Here is an 18,072-nt window from a genome sequence, read left to right as displayed (position 1 = left end):
CTCGCGCTCGGGTACCTGCGCCAGGCCCGGTACGAACGCCAGCACGGCGATCCGGAGGTCGCCCGCACGCACTTCGAGAAGGCGATCTCCGTCGATCCGACGAACGTGGATGCGCGCCACCAACTCGCGGAGCTTCTCGTGGAGCGTAGAATGGACCTGCGAAAGGCGCTCCAACTCACCCGAGAGGTCATCGGTTTGGGTGGACAGCGGGCCAAGTATTTCGTTACTCTAGGCGAAATACTCCTGTTGTCGAAGGACAAAGAGCGCGCTGCGGAGGCTTTCGAAAGGGCGCTCGGGCTGGAGCCGGACAACAAGGAGATAAAAAAGCGGATCAAGCTCTGCAGGGCGTAACTACCGCCTTCAAAGGGGATATCGCGGCATGGAAAAGGTGATCGGTATCGATCTCGGGACCACGAACTCCTGTGTGGCCGTCGTCGAGGGGGACGGGCCGGCGGTCATCCCGAACCGCGGCGGCTACAAGACGACGCCGTCCATGGTCGCCGTCACCGAAGCCGACAAGCGGCTCGTCGGGCACATCGCGAAGCGCCAAGCGATCACGAACGCGGAGAACACCGTTTACGCCGCGAAGAGATTGATCGGCCGAAAGTGGAATTCGCCGCCCGTGGCCGCGGCCAAGGAGACCGCGCCGTACAAGGTCACGGAGGGCCCCCACGACGACGTTCGCATCGAGCTCCGCGGCAAGCTGTACTCGGTGCCCGAGGTCTCGGCGATGATCCTTCAGGAGATGAAGATCATCGCGGAGGACTACCTCGGCGAGCCCGCCGACAAGGCGGTCGTCACGGTCCCCGCGTACTTCAACGACAACCAGCGCCAGGCCACCCGGGACGCCGGCACGATCGCCGGGCTCGACGTCATCCGGATCATCAACGAGCCGACGGCCGCGGCGCTCGCCTACGGGTTCGGGAAGAAGATCGATCGCCTGGTCGCGGTCTACGACCTGGGGGGCGGCACGTTCGACATCTCCATCCTCGAGATCGGCGCGAACGAGGTGTTCAAGGTCATCTCCACGGCCGGCGACACGTTCCTCGGAGGCGAGGACTTCGACGCGCGGGTCATGGACTGGCTCGTCGAAGGGTTCCTCGAGGATCACAACGTGGATCTGCGCTCGGATCGGATGGCGCTCCAGCGGCTCAAGGACGCGGCGGAGAAGGCCAAGGTCGAGCTCTCGAGCCAGGTCGAGACCGAGATCAACCTGCCCTTCATCATCTCCATCGGGCAGAACGAGGCGCTGCACCTGCAGAGGACCCTGCGGCGCGAGACGCTCGAAGAGCTGTGCTCGGATCTCGTCGACAGGACCGTCGACATCTGCGCCGCCACCCTGCGCGAGTCCGGGGTCGGCAAGCCGGACATCGACGACGTCGTGATGGTCGGGGGCATGACCCGGATGCCGGCCGTGCAGCGCGCCGTCGCGGCGTACTTCGAGCGCGAGCCGTGCAAGGGCGTCCACCCGGACGAGGTCGTGGCCCTCGGGGCGGCCATCCAGGGGCGCGCGCTCGTCGACCACACCCACGAGATGCTCCTCCTCGACGTGACGCCGCACACGCTCGGCATCATGATCGTCGGCGGATTCCTCGAGGAGCTCATCCCGCAGAACTCGACGGTGCCGACGTCCCGCTCGAAGGTCTTCACGACCGTGCGCGACAACCAGACCGCCGTGAAGATCCTCGTGCTCCAGGGCGAGAGCGAGCGCGCCGAGGAGAACGAGCTCCTCGGGGAGTTCAACCTGACCGGGCTGCGCAAGGCGCCGAAGGGCCATATCGAGGTCGAGGTCACGTTCGAGATCAACGCCGACGGCATCGTCTCCGTCTCGGCGAAGGATCTCGAGACCGGCCTCAAGCAGTCGATCACAGTGACCGCCACCTCGGGCCTCACCGAGGAGGAGGTCAAGGCGATGGTCGACGAAAGCAAGGACTACCTCGTCGAGCGCCGCGCCAGCGAAGGGTTCGACGACGCGCGCCAGGACGCGGAGAAGATCATCCGCGAGCTCGACCGGATGTTCCCCAAGGTCGAGGAGGTCGTGGCCGGATCCGAGTTCGGCCAGGAGGCGCTCTCGAAGGCGCACGATCTCATCGCGAAGGCCAAGCAGGCGATCAGCCACAAGGACCAAGCGCAGCTCGCGGAAACGATCGACACGTTGAAGCGCACGCAGAAGATGTTCAAAGGGGTGCTGGCCAGGTCGTAGGGATCGCGCCGACGCGGCGGGTGGCGAGGCGATGGACGACGCGAAGACGCCAAACCGTTGGGTGCAGTCGCTCGACAAGGCGGGCCTCCTCGACGACATCGAGGACGGCTGGACGTTGCCGAACGAGCCCGTCGAGAAGGGCTCGAGCATCCGGGTCGACGCCGTCGACGGGGGGGGCGCTCACCCACCCCTCTCGGACGACGAGCCGGAGCCGCACAGCGACTCCCAGCAGATGCTCCTGCAGCAGGGCGCGGTGGACATCGCCATCGTCGACGAGGCGCCGCGCACGCCGGTCGAGCGCCACGTCTCCTCGAAGCCCGGCCTCCCGGCGCCCCCTCCCGTGCCGGCACACCAGATCCCGCTATCGAGCGCTCGGGCGACGCAGAGCGGGATGCCCCGGCCCTCCCAGGCGCCCCCGGGCGTGCGCAAGAGGAAGCCCGCCGCGCCGCGCCGCGAGGATCCTCCCGCGGAGGACCGCGAGCCGCCGAGGTGGGAGCTCGTCCGGAAGAGCAAGTCGCGGATCTCCGTGACGCCGGACGAGAGGCGCCGCTCCAGCCCGGACGCGCTCCAGCCGATCGTCGACGAGCCGCCCGAGGTGCGCCGGCCGCGCAGGCGGACGAGCAAGCTGCCTCGCGTCTCGTTGTCGCCCGACGATCGCCGCACGCAGATGCGGGAGCGCCTCGAGCTCGGTGACTACTCCGGCGCCCTCGCGGTCGCGGAGGAGATCGCGAAGTCGGGCGGCGAGGACTCCGAGGTGAAGCGCGTCGCCAAGGAGTGCCGGCGCGTGCTCATGGGGATGTACGAGTCGCGCATCGGCTCCTTCGATCGCGTACCCAAGGTCGCCGTCTCGCCGCACGAGCTCGTCTGGCGCAACCTCGACGCCGCCACGGGCTTCGTCCTGTCGCGGATCGACGGCATGAGCAGCTTCGAGGACGTCGTGGACATCTCGGGGCTGTCGCGGTTCGACACCTGCCGCATCCTGAACCAGCTGCTCCAAGATGGGATCATTCGCTAGGGCCGTGGCGCTCGCCGCGGCGCTCTCGGCCGCGGGCATCGGCGAGGCCGGCGGGGGTGGAGGGGTCGAGGTCGAGTGGCTCTCCGCCGAGGGGACGATCCCCGCGGGCGGCGCCCTGGCGGTGTACCGTCCGACGACGGACGACGAGCCGGCGGACGCGACGCCGGCCCGGTTTCGTGCCGTCGTGAGAAGCCGCGCGCGGCGAGGACCTTCGATCCGGGCGTCGATCGCGAGCGTCGATCCCGCGACGTCGCGCGTCCGCGACGCCATCGGGGACGTCCCGCTCGCGCGCGCGGCCGACGGTTCCTACGAAACACCGTGGCTCGTCGCCGTGGCGGATCGCGAGGATCGCGGCGCGCCCTGGCTCTCGGGCAGGGCGCTCGTCGTGCGGCTCGGGGACGTCGTCGTGCTGCGGGTTCGCCGCGGCGCCGAGCGGTCCTCGGCCTCGGCGCGCACCGTGGGCTCGCGCAAGGCGGGCGCCGGACCGCTCGAGATCCTGACCGTCCCGCTCCGCGCGTTCGTGCTGCGCGCGGCGCCCGGCGGGCAGCCGGTCGTCGGCGGAGACGATCGCGGCGCGAGGGCGGTCGCGGCGGATCAGCTCCGAGTCGCCGACGCCGTGCTCGCCCAGTGCCACGTCGAGATCGATCCTTCAGCGTACTCCAGCGTGGCCGTCGAGGATCCGCCCGGATCCTCGCTCCTCCACGTCGGCGGCCCGTACGGGCTCGTCGCGGCGGGGGGCGAGGCCCGGCTCGCGGCGGACGGGACGAGGTTGGGCCCTCTTCGGATCGGCAGGGGCAACACGCCGGAAGAGACCGCGCGGCTGCTCGCGAGGGCGCTCGAGGATGCCGGCTTTTGCGCGCTGGTCTCGATCAACCCGCGCGCCGCGCGCCAGGCGATGCCGACCGCCGACGTCGTCGTACGGCGCCGCGACGGGACGCTCGCCTCGGTGGCGCCTTGGGCGGGCGCCGGCGCGCCGCTCACGACCGATCCCCAGCAGCCGCTCGCGCTGGGAGCCGTGGATCTCGCGGACGGGCTGTCGTCCTACGGCGCCGAGGAGCTCGGAGTCGGCACGCTCGAGGAGCGCACCCTGATCCGATCGTTCCGCGATCCCGAGAGCGGCGCGGTCTCCCTCTTCGTCGTCGATAGGTTCTCGGGCGCGACGAAGCAGGGCGAGTCGTTCCTCCCGGGCGGCTCGGTCGGCCCGGCGATCATCCTCGATCGCCGCGGCGTCGAGAGGGCGCGGCAGGCCTACGCGCTCGCCCACGAGATCGCCCACCTGCTCCTCGGGGATCTGCGGCACCCGGACGACGACGGCGACGCCCGCACGTGGCTCCTGATGCACTCCCGATCCGCGTCGGCGCGCTTCGGCCCCAAGCGGCTCACGGCGGAGCAGTGCTCGGTGATCCGCTCGGGCGTGGCCGGGCTCTCGCGCGGCGCGGCTAGACCTTCTTCTTGAACTTGAAGTTCTTCGCGACGATGGCGCGCCCGCCGTCGGGCTTCGGGAACGTCCAGCCGCGGATCGTCCGCCGGACGCACTCGAGCATCTCCCCGTCGCGGACCGTGTCCGCCGTCACCGCGATGCCGGTCACCTTGCCCGAGGACGCGATGGAGATGTTCAGATCGAGATCGCCCTGCAGGAGCGGGTTCAACTTGAGGCGCCGCTCGTAGCACGCGCGCACCTGCCCGAACCGCGCGTTCACGAAGCTGTTCACCGCCGCGGTATCGATGGTGCCGAGCTTCTCCTGGTACCCGCCCTTCGGCGTCTTCTTCTGCACGTTCTCGTCGGCGAGGAGGACCCCGGCGCCGGCGTCCGGAGCGCGGTCGACGATCGGTCGCGACGGCTCGACCACGAGCGGCTTGGGGGCGGCGTAGATCTGCTCGGGGATAGGCTCGGCAGGGACCGGCTGAGCGTCCGTCTTCCGGCTCATGTAGACGAAAACCGCGATCCCGAGGATCAGCACGCCGCCGACGAGGAGCACCAAGACGGTCTTGTTGCCGCCGGATCGGGCAGGCGGCAAGCTGGGGCTCTCCGGTCTCATATCGGGTTGAAGTGTAGCACACGCCACCCTCCGAACAACTACATAGCAATCCCACCTGCTCCCACTCGCACTTGCTCGATTTTCTATTTGAAATTAGACAACTACAAGGCCCCGCCATCTGTCGCATTTTTCCGAGGTTATTTTCAACTACTTGACTTTCAACAAATAAATTGACTTGGCCCGTTCACTGTGGCTTCGTTGAAATGCATTTTCGTGGGAGAAAGTGGGATAGTTCGTGTTCAAGGGACGATACGATCACGCCGTGGATGGCAAAGGCCGCGCGAGCCTGCCGGTGCGATTCCGGGAGGCGATCGCCGGGCTCACGGACGATCGGATCGTGGTGACCTACGCCTTGGACTCCGAGCATCCGCACCTGGACGTGTACCCACTCACCGGTTGGCGGGAGTTCGAGGCGAAGCTCGCCGCCAAGCCGATGTTCGACCCGGGCGTGACCGTCCTCAAGCGGCTCTACGTCGCCAACGCGGTGGAGTGCCCGCTGGACGGCCACGGCCGCGTCCTCATCCCGCCCCCGCACCGGGAGTTCGCGCGCATCGGCAAGGACGTGGTGTGGCTCGGGATGAACCGCATCGTCGAGCTGTGGCAGCCGGAGGAGTGGCGCAAGGCAGAGGCCGAGGCGATGGGCCGCATCGACGAGGTGAGGCGACACCTCGCAGGGTTCGACCTCTAGGTGGAGCGATCATGGACGCGCCGTTCGACCATCAGCCGGTGGCGCTCGACACGATCCTCGAGCTGCTCGCGCCCCAGCCCGGCGAGACCTTCTGCGACGCGACGATAGGCGGCGGCGGCCACGCGGAGCGCGTCCTTGAGGCGACCGCTCCGGACGGGCGGCTCCTGGGCATCGATCGCGATCTCGAAGCGGTGGACGCGGCGACCCGGCGCCTCGAGCGCTTCGGCGATCGCGTCGTCGTCCGCCACGGCCGCTTCTCCGATCTCGAACGGCTGATGGCCGAGGCGGGGATGGCGGCGCTCGACGGCCTCGTGCTCGACCTCGGCGTCTCGTCGCACCAGCTCGACGCGGCGCGACGGGGATTCTCCTTCGTCCACGACGGACCGCTCGACATGCGGATGGACACGACCTCCGGCGAGACCGCGGCCGCGCTCCTGGCGCGGACCAGCGAGGACGATCTCGCGGATCTCGTCTTCCGCTTCGGCGGGGAGCGCTACTCCCGCCGCGTGGCGCGCTCCATCAAGCGGATGGAGGAGGCGGGCGGGCTCGCGACGACCGCCGATCTCGCGGTGGCCGTCCGCCGCGTGATGGGCCCGAAGCGCGCCGGCGGGATCGACCCCGCGACGCGGACGTTCCAGGCGATCCGCATCGCCGTCAACGACGAGCTCGGCGAGCTCGAGCGCCTGCTCGACGCCCTCCCCGCCCCGCTCGCGGTCGGCGGCCGCGTCGCCGTGATCTCGTTCCACTCGCTCGAGGACGGGCTCGTCAAGCGCCGCTTCGCGGATCTCGTCTCGCCGTGCCGCTGCCCTCCGGGGATCCCGGTGTGCGACTGCCCGGCGCCCTTCGCCGAGTACGTCACGCGCCGCTCCGTCCGCGTCACGGCGAGGGAACGGGCCGCCAACCCGCGCTCGCGCAGCGCCAAGGTCCGGGCGATACGGAGGGTGCGGTGAGCCTCATCTCGCGCCTTTTCGAACGCCGCAACCGCCGCCCGGAGAAGCGCGCGCCGAGCCGCTGGACCTACGTGCTCTTCCGGCCCACGGCACCGCGCGCCAAGCGCCCTTCGACCCCCGACGACCGTGCGGCCCACGGCTCGAACGCCTCGGCGCGTCCGGCGTCCCTCGGCCCGGGGTACCTCGTGCTGTTCAGCCTCGCCGTCTTCGCGGCCGCGGCCGCGTTCGTCTTCCACCTTCACGTGCGCTTCGACGGGATCGAGCTCGGGTACGCGACGAGCGCCGCCCGGGCGCGCCAGTCCCGTCTCCTCCTCGAGCAGCGAGAGCTCCGCCTGGAGCTCGCCTCGCTCAAGTCGCCGGCCCGCGTCGAGGCGGACGCGCGGGAGCGGCTCGGCATGGCGGTCCCCGGACACGATCGGATCATCGTGATCGGCGAGGCGCGCCGCTTCGTCTCCGTCTCCGGAGGGGCGCTGTGACGCCGTTCGGCCGGCCGCTCGGCAGGGCGGGCTGGACGCGCGTCCGAATCGTCCTCCTGATGCTCGCGATGAGCGTCGGCGCCGCCGCGGTCGCGCACGGCGCCTGGGACCTCGGCGTGACCCGCCAGGGTGAGCTCGCGGCGCTCGCCGACGACCAGTACACGCGCAGCATCGCGCTCGCGGCGAGGCGCGGCGCGATTGTCGATCGACACGGCAAGGAGCTCGCGAGCGAGGCGCAGGTCGACTCGTGCTACGCCGACCCCCGCCGGGTCGAGGACGCGGCGCAGGCGGCCCGGGCGCTCGCGCCGATCCTCGGGCGCGACGAGACGTCGCTCCACGGCAAGCTCGCGGCGAAGAAGAAGTTCGTGTGGATCAAGCGGCGGATCTCGCCGTCGGAGGCGAAGGCGGTCCGAGCGCTGCGCCTCCCGGGCGTCGAGCTCGTCAAGGAGAGCCGCCGCTACTATCCGAATCGCAACCTCGCCGCGCACGTCGTCGGCTTCGCGGGCGTGGACTCCGATGGCCTGGATGGGGTCGAGAAGGAGCTCGACGACCAGCTCCGGGGCGATCGCGAGGCGGCGAAGGGTGTCAGCGACGCCCGCGGCCGCATCGTGTTCTCCGAGGGGCTCGTCGGCCTCAACGGGATGGTCGGCAACACCGTCCAGCTGACCATCGACTCCCAGCTGCAGCACATCGCGGAGACCGAGCTCGAGAGCACCGTCCGCGTCTTCGAGGCGAAGTCGGGCCACGCGATCGTCATGGATCCCATGACCGGGGAGATCCTCGCGCTCGCGAATTGGCCGGGGTTCGATCCGAACCTCGCCGGCACCTCGACGCTCGAGCAGCGCAGGAACCGCGCGGCGCTCGACGTCTTCGAGCCCGGGTCGACGTTCAAGGTGTTCACGCTCGCCGCGGCGTTCAACTCGGGCAAGCTCCCGCCGTCCGAGAAGATCTTCTGCGAGAACGGCCGCATGCAGATGTACGACATGGTCATCCACGACGATCACCGGGACGGTTGGCTCAACCCGACGGAGTGCCTCAAGCGATCGAGCAACATCTGCTTCGCGAAGATCGCGGCCCTCCTGAGCAAGGAGCGGTTCTACTACTACATCCGGCGGTTCGGCTTCGGGGAGCGCACCCACGTCGCGCTGCCCTCCGAGTCGGCCGGCATGCTCACGCACTTCAAAAAATGGTACGACGTCGATGCGGCCACCATCGCCTTCGGCCAGGGCATCGGCGTGACCGGCCTGCAGATGGCGACCGCCCTCGGCGCTATCGCCAACGGCGGCAACCTGATGCAGCCGCAACTCGTGAAGAGCATCCGCGATGCGGACGGCGAGACGATCCGCCAGATCGCGCCTTCGATCCGTCGCCGGGTGGTGAGCCGCTACACGGCGCGGCTCGTCGCCGACATGATGACTGCCGTCACCGAGACCGGGGGCACCGGCGAGGAGGCGTCGCTCGACGGCTTCCTCGTCGCGGGCAAGACCGGGACCGCGCAGAAGTCCGCGGGGCGACGCGGCTACGCGAAGGACAAGTGGGTCTCCTCGTTCTTCGCGTTCGTCCCCGCGGACAAGCCGCGCCTGCTGATCTCCGTCGTCGTCGACGAGCCCCTCATCAGCAAGTACGGCGGGGTCGTCGCGGCGCCGACCGTGCGCAGGATCGCCGACCAGAGCCTCAGGTACCTCGGCGTCCCGCCGCGGATCGCGACCAAGAGCGCGTCGGCGAAGCACGGTGCGAAGGGCAAGGCGGCGCCCAAGGACGCCGGCGAGGGAGCGAGCACCGCGGGAGCCGCCCCGGAGATCGCCCCCGCGGCGCTCGAGCCGGGGCAGATTCGGACGCCGGACCTCCTCGGCGAGAGCATGTCGGACGCCCTCGTCGCCCTGTCCGCATCGGGGCTGCGGCCGGTGTTCCTCGGGACCGGCATCGCGGCCGAGCAGGTTCCCGGCCCCGACGAGCCTATCGACGCGGGCGGCTTCGTGCAGGTCAACTTCCAGCCGGTTCCGGCCGACCCGTCGGCGGATGAGGATGATGGCGCGAGTCTCTGAAATCTCCGCGCGCGTCGGCGCGATCGCGATCGTCGGCGATCCCGAGCTCCGGATCCTCGGTGTGACCCACGACTCACGCGAGGTGCGCGACGGGTTCCTCTTCGCGGCGCTCCCCGGATCCGCGGCCGATGGCCGGAAGTACGTGGGGCAGGCGATCGCGAACGGCGCGGCCGCGCTCCTCGTCTCCGAGGCGGTCGACGCCCCTCCCACCGTCGTGCAGATCGTGGTGCCGGACACCCGGCGCGCGCTCGGGGAGGCGGCGGCGGTCTGCTACGGCGATCCGACGCGCGACCTCTCTGTCGCGGGCATCACCGGGACCAACGGCAAGACGACGACGACCTACCTCGTGGAGGCAGCTCTTCGCGCCGAGGGCGGAAGGCCGGGCGTCATGGGCACCGTCGAGTACCGGTTCGAAGGGAGGCGCTGGCACGCCGCGCACACGACGCCGGAGGCGCCGGTGATCCAGTCCATCGCGCGCGAGATGACCGACGCGGGCGCCACACACCTCGTCATGGAGGTCTCGTCTCACGGCCTCGCGCTGCAAAGGCTGCGCGGGTGCGCGTTCGACGTGGTTGCCTTCTCCAACCTGACGCAGGATCATCTCGACTTCCACGGGAGCATGGCCGACTACGCCGCGGCCAAGATGCTCCTGTTCACCGACGCGATCTCGCAGAACTCCAAGGCGCGGGGCGTCATCAACGTCGACGATCCGTTCGGCGAGGAGATCGTGCGAGCCATGCGCCATGACGTGCTGCGCGTCTCCTGCGATCCCGCGAAGGCCGCGGATCTGAGGCCCGCCCGCGCCCCCTCGATGAGCGCCCGCGGCATCGAGGTCGAGGTGGTCACGCCGAACGGCACGATCCCGCTCGCGTCGCCGCTGGTCGGCGCGCACAACCTCTCGAACCTCCTGCTCGCGCTCGGGATCTGCCTCGAGCTCGGCGCCGACGCCGGGCGCGCGCGCGACGGGCTCTCAGGGTTCGCCGCCGTCCCCGGCCGCCTCGAGCGCGTGCCGTGCGCGGATGGCGTCGCGGTGCTGGTCGACTACGCGCACACCCCGGACGCGCTGGCCCGGGTGCTCGCGGCGCTGCGCCCTATCACCCCCGGCCGGATCCTCTGCGTCTTCGGGTGCGGCGGCGATCGCGACCCGTCGAAGCGCCCGAGGATGGGCGAGGCGGTGGCGCGCGCGGCGGACGTCGCCGTCGTGACCTCCGACAACCCGCGGACCGAGAAGCCGGGCGCGATCATCGACATGATCGTGCCGGGCGTCCTGGACGGCGGGCTCCAGGAAATCGGCGCCGCGGAGATCGCGCGCGCACCTTCCGGCTACATCGTGGAGCCGGATCGAGCGGCGGCGATCCGGCTCGCGGTAGGCGCTGCGCGCGACGGGGACACGGTGCTCATCGCGGGCAAGGGCCACGAGGACTACCAGATCCTCGGGACCGAGAAGATCCACTTCGACGATCGGGAGCAGGCGGCGACGGCCGTCGCGGCGCGAGCGCCGAGGGGCCGCGCATGATAGGGACGTGGACGACGGGCGGGGTCGCGGAGATCTGCGGCGGCACGCTGCGCGGAGAGGACGCGGTCGCGCTTCGCGCCGTCATCATCGACTCGAGGGAGGCGGTCCCGGGCGCGCTGTTCGTCGCGCTCGAGGGAGAGAAGGCCGACGGGGCGGACTTCGCCGGGGACGCCGTGACGCGCGGCGCCGTGGCGATCCTCGCGTCGCGGCCCATCGAGGGGATCGCGGCCGCCCAGATCGTCGTCGGAGATCCGCTCGAGGCGCTGCAGCGCCTCGGCCTCGAGAACCGGCGGAGGTTCACGGGAAGGGTCGCCGCGGTCACCGGATCCACCGGCAAGACGACGACGCGCAGACTCGTCGCCGCCGTCTCCGGCGCGAGCGCGAGGACGCTCGAGCCGCAGAAGAACTACAACAACCACATCGGCGTGCCCCTGACGCTGCTCGAGCTCGAACCCGCGCATGAGCGCGCCGTCCTGGAGCTCGGGTGCTCCGACTTCGGGGAGATCGCGCTCCTCACGCGCCTCGTGCTGCCCGACGTCGCGCTCGTGACCAACGTCGGCCCGGCGCACCTCGAGAAGCTCGGCAGCCTCGAGGGCGTCGCCCGCGCGAAGGGCGAGCTGTTCGCACGGCTCGGCGCGGCGGCGACCGCGGTGGTCAACCTGGATGATCCGCGCGTCGCGGCGATGCCGACCGCCGGCGCGAAGGTCCTGACCTACGGCGCGTCGGCACGAGCGGACGTGCGCCTCCTCGAAAGGCGTGCCCGGGGCGGGGCGGGGCAGGCGGTCCGGATGCGGATCCGCGACGTCGAGATCGAGGTCGAGCTCGCGCTCGCCGGACGGCACAACGCCGCCAACGCGGTCGCCGCGGCCGCGGCTGGGATCGCGCTCGGCTGCACGGTCGAGGACGTCGCGTGCGGCTGCGCAGCGGTCGCCGCGGCGCCGGGGCGGCTCTTCGTCTGCCGCGGCGCGTGCGGGACCGTCGTCATCGACGACACCTACAACGCCAACCCGTCCTCCGTGGGCGCGGCCCTCGAGGCGCTCGAGGAGATCGCGCCCCCAGGGAGGCGGATTGCGGTGCTCGCGGACATGCTCGAGCTCGGCGCGTCCTCGGTGCCGGCCCACCGGGGGATCGGCAGGGCGGCCGCCTGCGCGAGCCTGCGGCGGCTCGTCACCTTCGGCGAGGGCGGGCGCCTTCTCGGCGAGGCGGCGGTCGACGCCGGCCTTCCAGCGGACGCCTGGCGCCACGTCGAGGGCCGGGACGAGGCCGGGGCGGCGGCGCTCGAGGTCGCGGAGCCGGGCGACGCGATCCTGATCAAGGGCTCGCACGGGATGCACATGGACGCCGTCGTGCGGGCCCTGCGCGGGAGCGAGGAGTAACATGCTCTACGAGCTACTCTACCCTCTCCGATTGGACGCGGACTGGCTGAGCTGGCTGAACGTGCTCCGCTACGTGCCCTTCCGGCTCATCATGGGGATGCTGACCGCGATGTTCGTCTGCTTCGCGGTCTCGCCCTGGTTCATCCGCCGCATGCAGCGCCGACATGTGGGGCAGTCCGTGCGCGACGACGGGCCGCAGACGCACCTGTCGAAGGCGGGCACGCCGACGATGGGCGGCTCGCTCATCCTGTTCGCGGTCGTGATATCGACCGTGCTGTGGTCCGATCTGCACAACCACTTCGTGTGGCTCGTGCTCGCCATCACGGTCGGGTACGGCCTCATCGGCTTCATCGACGACTACCTGAAGATCAAGTACGAGAACTCCAAGGGGATGCCGGCGAAGTTCAAGCTCGCGTTCCAGATCTGCCTCGCCGGCGTGATCTTCGCGTACCTCTTCCTCGACGGGAACCTGCCGGTGGAGTGGATGGCGATCCGCGACAGGCTGGCCATCCCGTTCGTGGCGTTCGAGAAGCACCCGGTCGTCCTCCCCGGCTGGGCCTATGTCGCGTTCGCCACCTTCGTCGTCGTCGCCATGTCGAACGCGGTGAACCTGACCGACGGCCTCGACGGGCTGGCGATCGGCCCTGTCATGGTGAACGCCGCGACGTACACGATCCTCGCGTACATCGCCGGCCTGACCTTCTTCGGCATCAACATCGCCCACTACCTCGACATCCCGTCCGTCCCGATGGCGAGCGAGCTCACGATCTTCTGCGGGGCCGTGTTCGGCGCGGGGATCGGCTTCCTCTGGTACAACACCTTCCCCGCGCAGGTGTTCATGGGCGACGTCGGCTCGCTGTCCCTGGGCGGCGCCATCGGCATGCTCGCGATCCTGACGAAGAACGAGTTCCTGTCCGTGGTGCTCGGCGGCGTGTTCGTGCTGGAGGCGGCCTCGGTCGTCACGCAGGTCGCGTCGTTCAAGCTCACGGGCAAGCGCGTCTTCCGCATGGCGCCCATCCACCACCACTTCGAGCTCAAGGGGTGGGCCGAGCCGAAGGTCATCGTGCGGTTCTGGATCATCTCGATCATGCTGGCGCTCGTCGCGCTCGGATCGTTGAAGTTGCGATGAGGAGGTCGCGAGATGGCTGACGAACGGAACGTGGCGGAGGGAGCGCGGAGCTTCGACAGGCCGCTCCTCATCGGCGTGCTCCTGCTCACGGCGTTCGGCGTCGTGATGGTCTACTCCGCGTCGGCCGTGACCGCGTTCCACGACAAGCACAACTCGGCGTACTTCCTCACGCGGCACACGATCTACGCCGCGATCGGCCTCGTCGCGATGCTCGTCATGAGCCGGATCGACTACAGGATCTTCCTCAAGCCGTTCGTCGCGTGGGGCTTCCTGGGCGCCTCGTTCCTCGGCCTCCTCCTGTGCCACACCGGCATCGGCGTGACGCTGAACGGCGCCTCGCGATGGATCGACGCCGGCCCGATCACGATCCAGCCGGCCGAGGCGATGAAGATCGCTCTCGTGCTGTGGCTCGCGTACTCCCTCGCGAGGAAGACGGAGCACATCAAGTCGTTCTCCATCGGCTTCCTACCGCACCTCCTCGTGCCGGGCGTCGTCATCCTCGCGTGCCTGCTCCAGCCGGACTTCGGGACCGCCGTCGTCATCGCCCTCCTGACGTTCTCGCTCCTGTTCGTCGCGGGCGCCAAGCTCGGCTACATCATGCTGGCGGGCATCCTGGGCTCCATGGTCACGTACTTCCTCGTCACCGGCTCGGAGTACCGGCTGAAGAGGTGGATCGCGTACCTCGATCCGCTCTCCCAGTCCAACCGCTTCGGCGACGGGTACCAGCTCAGCCAGTCGCTGTTCGGATTCGGCGAGGGCGGGCTCACCGGCACGGGAGTCGGCGACGGGCTGCAGAAGCTCCTCTTCCTCCCCGAGGCGTACAACGACTTCATCGCCTCCATCATAGGCGAGGAGCTCGGCGTCATCGGCATCTTCGTGATGCTCGCAGTGTTCGCCTTCGTCGTATGGCGCGGTGTGCTCGTGGCGATGCGCGCGCGGGACGAGTTCGGCACGTACGTCGCCTTGGGGTTGAGCACGCTGATCGGGCTGCAGGCGCTCGCGAACATGGGCGTCGCGATGGGGCTCCTGCCGACCAAGGGTCTGACCCTGCCGTTCGTCAGCTACGGCGGCACGTCGCTCGTCTTCGCGCTCGCGGCGGTTGGCGTCCTGCTCAGCATCTCGCGCGGGGCCAACGCGAAGGCCTCCGACGCGCGCGACGAGACGTGGGTCTCCCGCCACAACGCGAAGCGCCACGAGGGCGGACAGGAAGGGGTCGTCGGATGAACGCGCCCCGGCTCAAGGTCGTCCTCACCGGCGGCGGCACGGGCGGGCACGTCATCCCCGCGATCGCCGTCGCCGAGGAGATCACCCGGCGCGGGGGCGAGGCGCGCTTCATCGGCACCGCGGACAGGCTCGAGGCGCGGCTCGTCCCGGCCGCGGGTTTCGATATCGACTTCATCAACGTGAGGCCTCTGCGCGGCAATGGCGCCCGCGGCGTCCTGCGCGGCGCGGCGTCCGTTCCTTGGGCGACGCTCCTTTCGATCGCGCTCCTCAAGCGGCTCTCGCCGGACGTCGTGCTCGGCGTCGGCGGGTACGTCGCCGGGCCGGTCGTCCTCGCGGCGAAGATCCTCTTTTGTCCGACCGCGGTCCTGGAACAGAACGCGACGGTGGGCTTCTCCAACAAGGTCGTGGCGCGCCTCGTCGATCGCGCCTTCGTCACGTACGAGGAGACGATCGGGGCGTTCCCTCGGGGCCGCGCGGAGCTGACCGGGAACCCTTTGAAGCGCGCGATCCTCGAGGCGCGGGAGCGGCCGAGGCGCGCGAGAGCGGGCCGCGCCCGCCTGCTCGTCATGGGCGGGAGCCAGGGCGCGCTCACGATCGACACCCGCGTTCCCGAGGCGCTCGGCACGGGAGGGCTCTGCGGCGAGGTCTCCGTGCTGCACCAGTGCGGCAGAGGGCGGCGCGACGCCGTCGCCGCGGACTACGCGGAGCGCGGGATCGAGGCGCGCGTCGTGGAGTTCATCGACGACACGGCCTCCGCCTATTTGGACGCGGACCTCGTGATCGCCCGCTCCGGGGCGACGACCGTCGCCGAGCTCGCGGCGATGGGGCTCCCGGCCATCCTCATCCCGTACCCGCACCACGCCGACCGGCAGCAGGAGAAGAACGCGGCACCTCTGCGGCTCGCCGGCGCGGCGATCGTGCTCGACGAGCTCACGACCGGCGTCGACGAGCTCGCAGCCGCCGTCAGAGGTCTCGTGCGGGACGGCAGCGCCCTCTCAGCGGCCGCAAAGGGGTCCAGGGCGCTCGGCCGGCCCGACGCCGCGCGCCGCATCGTCGACGGCCTCGAGCGGCTCGCCAAGAGGCGGCCATGAACCTCTTCAGGCGAAGCCCGCGGAACGACGGCGAGCGGAAGCGCCTCCGCGCGCAGCCGGCGAGCAACGGGAACCGGCGCCGCACCAGCGCGACGCCGCAGGCGCCGGGAGCCGCGGCTGGCGACGATCCCCCCCGGACGGCGAAGCGGAAAGCGGTGCGGGCGATCGCGCGGCTCGCGCTGGCCGTCGCTGCGACGCTCCTCGTGCTCTGGGGCTGCGTCGCCGCGTACGGGAAGGCGACGACGGCCGAATACTTCTCGGTGACGGAGATCCAGATCGGCGGCAACGTTCGCCTGGCCGAGCCGGAGGTGATCGCGGCCGCCGCGATCGAGCGCGGCGTCAACATCTTCCGCGTCGACGCGGAGGCTATCGCGCGACGGCTCGAACAGCACCCCTGGGTGCTCGACGCAACGGCAACACGCAAGCTGCCGCGCGGCCTCGAGATCGGGATCGTCGAGCGCAAGGTGGAGGCCATCGTCCTGTTCGACGTGCCGTACCTCGTCGACGATGCGGGCGCTGTCTTCAAGCGCTGGGTGCCGGGGGATCCGACGCCCCCGCCGACCATCTCCGGCCTGGATCGCGAGCAGCTCCGCACCGACGCGGAGGCCGTCCAGATCGCAATCAACGACGCCATCGCGCTCGCCAGGAGGTATCGCGCCCAGGGGCTCGATCGGGTCGCACCGATCGCGGAGGTGCATGCGGAGGTCGACGGCGGCTTCTCCATCACCGCGGGCGCGGACCCGTTCTACGTCCGCTTCGGCAAGGGCCCCTACCGGCAGAAGCTGGCACGTCTCTCCGATCTCTTGCGGCGCCTGCGCGCCGACGGCGAGCGGCCGGCCGTGATCCATTTCGACAACGAGATCCGCCCCGATCGCGTCACGGTCAAGCTCAAGAAACGTCCCCCCGGCGAGGGGGAGAACGACGTCGAAGTCACGCGCAAACCGTAGGATCGAAAAAGTCCTCCAAAAATTTGATCATCGATGATCGACCATGCCAGTGTGGTTGACGAAGCCGTATTGAGCGCGGTTCTTTCGATCTCCATCGCGACGAGAAGGCAGGTACGATCATGGCAAGGAAGGGCGAGATCATCGTAGGGCTCGACATCGGCACGACGAAGGTCGCCGCCGTCGTCGCCGAGATCTCCGACGAGGGGGTCGACATCATCGGCATCGGATCTCATCCTTCCGCGGGCCTGCACAAGGGCGTGGTGGTGAACATCGACGCGACCTGCGCCTCCATCACGAAGGCGATCGAGGAAGCCGAGCAGATGGCGGGCTGCGACATCACGACGGTGTTCGCTGGCATAGCCGGCGGCCACATCTCGTCCTTCAACAACAACGGCATCGTCGCGGTGAAGGAGCACGAGATCGGGGTCGAGGACGTGCGCAGGGTCATCGACCAGGCGAAGGCCGTCGCGATCCCGCTCGACCGAGAGGTGATCCACGCGATCCCGCAGGGCTACGTCGTGGACGACCAGGAGGGCATCCGGAACCCCGTGGGCATGTGCGGCGTGCGGCTCGAGGCCAAGGTCCACATCATCACCGGCGCCGTGACGTCGGCGCAGAACATCGTGAAATGCGCGCAGCGCTGCGGCCTGAACGTCGCGGACATCGTCCTCGAGCAGATCGCGTCGGGCGAGGCCGTGCTCCACGAGGACGAGAAGGAGCTCGGCGTCGCGATGGTGGACATCGGCGGCGGCACGAGCGATCTCATCATCTACGTCGACGGCGCGGTCGCCCACACGTCGGTGATCTCGGTCGGCGGCAACCACCTCACGAACGACATCGCGCTGGGGCTCAGGACGCCGAAGGCCGAGGCGGAGCGCATCAAGCAGCGCCACGGGTGCTCGCTCGTCCGGCTCGTGGATCCGGACGAGACGATCGAGGTCCCCGGGGTCGGCGGGCGGCCTGCGTCGGTGCAGCCGAGGCGCGTCCTCGCGCACATCATCGAGCCGCGCGTCGAGGAGATCTTCATGCTGGTGCACCGCGCGATCATGGAGACCGGCTACGCGGATCTCCTCGCTTCGGGCCTCGTGATCACCGGCGGGGCGACCCTGCTCGAGGGGATGCCGGAGGCCGCCGAGGAGGTCACCGGAATGCCGGTCCGCCGCGGGATCCCGTTCGGTTTCGGCGGCATGCAGGACATGGTGGCGAGCCCGGTCTACGCGACCGGCGCCGGTCTGGTGCACTACGGGTACAAGCAACCCGATTCGCAGTCGAGCATGATCAGGGTCCGGGAGGAAAAGGTTTACTCGAAGGTCTTCGGGCGGATGACCGAATGGTTCAAGGAGATCTTCTAGCGCAGCGGGGCCGAGAACGCG

At 69.9% G+C, this 18,072-nt stretch carries 16 protein-coding genes; 15 read left to right on the top strand and 1 reads right to left on the bottom strand.

Annotation, left to right across the window (positions count from 1 at the left end; translation table 11 throughout):
- From M0R80_19760 to M0R80_19745, 4 genes are all read left to right on the top strand, one after another.
- Window positions 1-351, top strand: a 351-nt coding sequence (locus tag M0R80_19760) for a tetratricopeptide repeat protein (protein ID MCK9461872.1), incomplete at its 5' end; no start/stop codon positions are given.
- Between the two features lie 28 nt (window positions 352-379).
- Complete coding sequence (dnaK, locus tag M0R80_19755; GenBank protein MCK9461871.1) at window positions 380-2,203, top strand: molecular chaperone DnaK; 1,824 nt, start codon at window positions 380-382, stop codon at window positions 2,201-2,203.
- A gap of 31 nt (window positions 2,204-2,234) precedes the next feature.
- Window positions 2,235-3,218 carry a hypothetical protein gene (locus M0R80_19750; protein MCK9461870.1) on the top strand — a complete coding sequence of 328 codons (984 nt, stop codon included), beginning with the start codon at window positions 2,235-2,237 and terminating at the stop codon, window positions 3,216-3,218.
- Window positions 3,202-4,674: a hypothetical protein gene (locus tag M0R80_19745; protein ID MCK9461869.1), complete on the top strand. Its 1,473-nt coding sequence runs from the start codon at window positions 3,202-3,204 to the stop codon at window positions 4,672-4,674. Before M0R80_19750 ends, M0R80_19745 begins: the two co-directional genes overlap by 17 nt.
- Here the strand turns inward: M0R80_19745 and M0R80_19740 are convergent.
- On the bottom strand, window positions 4,658-5,236 hold the full coding sequence (locus M0R80_19740) for an AgmX/PglI C-terminal domain-containing protein (GenBank protein MCK9461868.1): 579 nt from the start codon (window positions 5,234-5,236) through the stop codon (window positions 4,658-4,660). The genes M0R80_19745 and M0R80_19740 overlap by 17 nt on opposite strands.
- Window positions 5,237-5,519: 283 nt before the next feature.
- On the opposite strand from M0R80_19740, the gene M0R80_19735 reads away from it, so the two are divergent.
- The 11 genes from M0R80_19735 to ftsA all read left to right on the top strand — a co-directional run bounded on the left by M0R80_19735 (window position 5,520) and on the right by ftsA (window position 18,051).
- Window positions 5,520-5,945 (top strand): division/cell wall cluster transcriptional repressor MraZ, encoded by a 426-nt coding sequence (locus M0R80_19735; protein MCK9461867.1) that lies wholly within the window; start codon window positions 5,520-5,522, stop codon window positions 5,943-5,945.
- An 11-nt stretch (window positions 5,946-5,956) separates the two neighbouring features.
- Window positions 5,957-6,895 (top strand): 16S rRNA (cytosine(1402)-N(4))-methyltransferase RsmH, encoded by a 939-nt coding sequence (rsmH, locus tag M0R80_19730; protein MCK9461866.1) that lies wholly within the window; start codon window positions 5,957-5,959, stop codon window positions 6,893-6,895.
- The gene (locus tag M0R80_19725) at window positions 6,892-7,371 is read left to right on the top strand and encodes a cell division protein FtsL (GenBank protein ID MCK9461865.1); all 480 of its coding nucleotides are present in this window, start codon (window positions 6,892-6,894) and stop codon (window positions 7,369-7,371) included. The genes rsmH and M0R80_19725 overlap by 4 nt, the downstream gene beginning before the upstream one ends.
- The gene (locus M0R80_19720) at window positions 7,368-9,416 is read left to right on the top strand and encodes a penicillin-binding transpeptidase domain-containing protein (protein MCK9461864.1); all 2,049 of its coding nucleotides are present in this window, start codon (window positions 7,368-7,370) and stop codon (window positions 9,414-9,416) included. Before M0R80_19725 ends, M0R80_19720 begins: the two co-directional genes overlap by 4 nt.
- Window positions 9,397-10,932, top strand: a complete 1,536-nt coding sequence (locus M0R80_19715; GenBank protein MCK9461863.1) for a UDP-N-acetylmuramoyl-L-alanyl-D-glutamate--2,6-diaminopimelate ligase — start codon at window positions 9,397-9,399, stop codon at window positions 10,930-10,932. The genes M0R80_19720 and M0R80_19715 overlap by 20 nt, the downstream gene beginning before the upstream one ends.
- The gene (locus M0R80_19710) at window positions 10,929-12,308 is read left to right on the top strand and encodes a UDP-N-acetylmuramoyl-tripeptide--D-alanyl-D-alanine ligase (protein ID MCK9461862.1); all 1,380 of its coding nucleotides are present in this window, start codon (window positions 10,929-10,931) and stop codon (window positions 12,306-12,308) included. Before M0R80_19715 ends, M0R80_19710 begins: the two co-directional genes overlap by 4 nt.
- Window position 12,309: 1 nt before the next feature.
- Window positions 12,310-13,437 (top strand): phospho-N-acetylmuramoyl-pentapeptide-transferase, encoded by a 1,128-nt coding sequence (gene mraY, locus M0R80_19705; protein MCK9461861.1) that lies wholly within the window; start codon window positions 12,310-12,312, stop codon window positions 13,435-13,437.
- Between the two features lie 12 nt (window positions 13,438-13,449).
- Entirely contained in the window at window positions 13,450-14,661 is a 1,212-nt protein-coding gene (gene ftsW, locus M0R80_19700; protein ID MCK9461860.1) for a putative lipid II flippase FtsW, read from the top strand.
- Window positions 14,658-15,752: an undecaprenyldiphospho-muramoylpentapeptide beta-N-acetylglucosaminyltransferase gene (murG, locus tag M0R80_19695; GenBank protein ID MCK9461859.1), complete on the top strand. Its 1,095-nt coding sequence runs from the start codon at window positions 14,658-14,660 to the stop codon at window positions 15,750-15,752. The genes ftsW and murG overlap by 4 nt, the downstream gene beginning before the upstream one ends.
- Complete coding sequence (locus M0R80_19690; GenBank protein ID MCK9461858.1) at window positions 15,749-16,699, top strand: FtsQ-type POTRA domain-containing protein; 951 nt, start codon at window positions 15,749-15,751, stop codon at window positions 16,697-16,699. The genes murG and M0R80_19690 overlap by 4 nt, the downstream gene beginning before the upstream one ends.
- Window positions 16,700-16,818: 119 nt before the next feature.
- A complete protein-coding gene (ftsA, locus tag M0R80_19685) occupies window positions 16,819-18,051 on the top strand; it encodes a cell division protein FtsA (protein MCK9461857.1) in 1,233 nt (410 codons plus the stop codon).
- The last annotated feature ends 21 nt before the right edge of the window (window positions 18,052-18,072 follow it).

This window comes from Pseudomonadota bacterium, assembly GCA_023229365.1.
Taxonomy (GTDB): Bacteria; Myxococcota_A; Polyangia; order JAAYKL01; family JAAYKL01; genus JALNZK01.
This window is presented reverse-complemented; position numbering and strand designations above follow the sequence as displayed.

What these genes read in the sequence shown, in the direction of transcription:
- murG (MCK9461859.1), top strand. Translation starts at nt 14,658, where the DNA reads ATGAACGCGCCCCGGCTCAAGGTCGTCCTCACCGGCGGCGGCACGGGC.
- ftsA (MCK9461857.1), top strand. Translation starts at nt 16,819, where the DNA reads ATGGCAAGGAAGGGCGAGATCATCGTAGGGCTCGACATCGGCACGACG.
- M0R80_19690 (MCK9461858.1), top strand. Translation starts at nt 15,749, where the DNA reads ATGAACCTCTTCAGGCGAAGCCCGCGGAACGACGGCGAGCGGAAGCGC.
- M0R80_19710 (MCK9461862.1), top strand. Translation starts at nt 10,929, where the DNA reads ATGATAGGGACGTGGACGACGGGCGGGGTCGCGGAGATCTGCGGCGGC.
- M0R80_19745 (MCK9461869.1), top strand. Translation starts at nt 3,202, where the DNA reads ATGGGATCATTCGCTAGGGCCGTGGCGCTCGCCGCGGCGCTCTCGGCC.
- mraY (MCK9461861.1), top strand. Translation starts at nt 12,310, where the DNA reads ATGCTCTACGAGCTACTCTACCCTCTCCGATTGGACGCGGACTGGCTG.
- M0R80_19715 (MCK9461863.1), top strand. Translation starts at nt 9,397, where the DNA reads ATGATGGCGCGAGTCTCTGAAATCTCCGCGCGCGTCGGCGCGATCGCG.
- M0R80_19750 (MCK9461870.1), top strand. Translation starts at nt 2,235, where the DNA reads ATGGACGACGCGAAGACGCCAAACCGTTGGGTGCAGTCGCTCGACAAG.
- dnaK (MCK9461871.1), top strand. Translation starts at nt 380, where the DNA reads ATGGAAAAGGTGATCGGTATCGATCTCGGGACCACGAACTCCTGTGTG.
- rsmH (MCK9461866.1), top strand. Translation starts at nt 5,957, where the DNA reads ATGGACGCGCCGTTCGACCATCAGCCGGTGGCGCTCGACACGATCCTC.
- ftsW (MCK9461860.1), top strand. Translation starts at nt 13,450, where the DNA reads ATGGCTGACGAACGGAACGTGGCGGAGGGAGCGCGGAGCTTCGACAGG.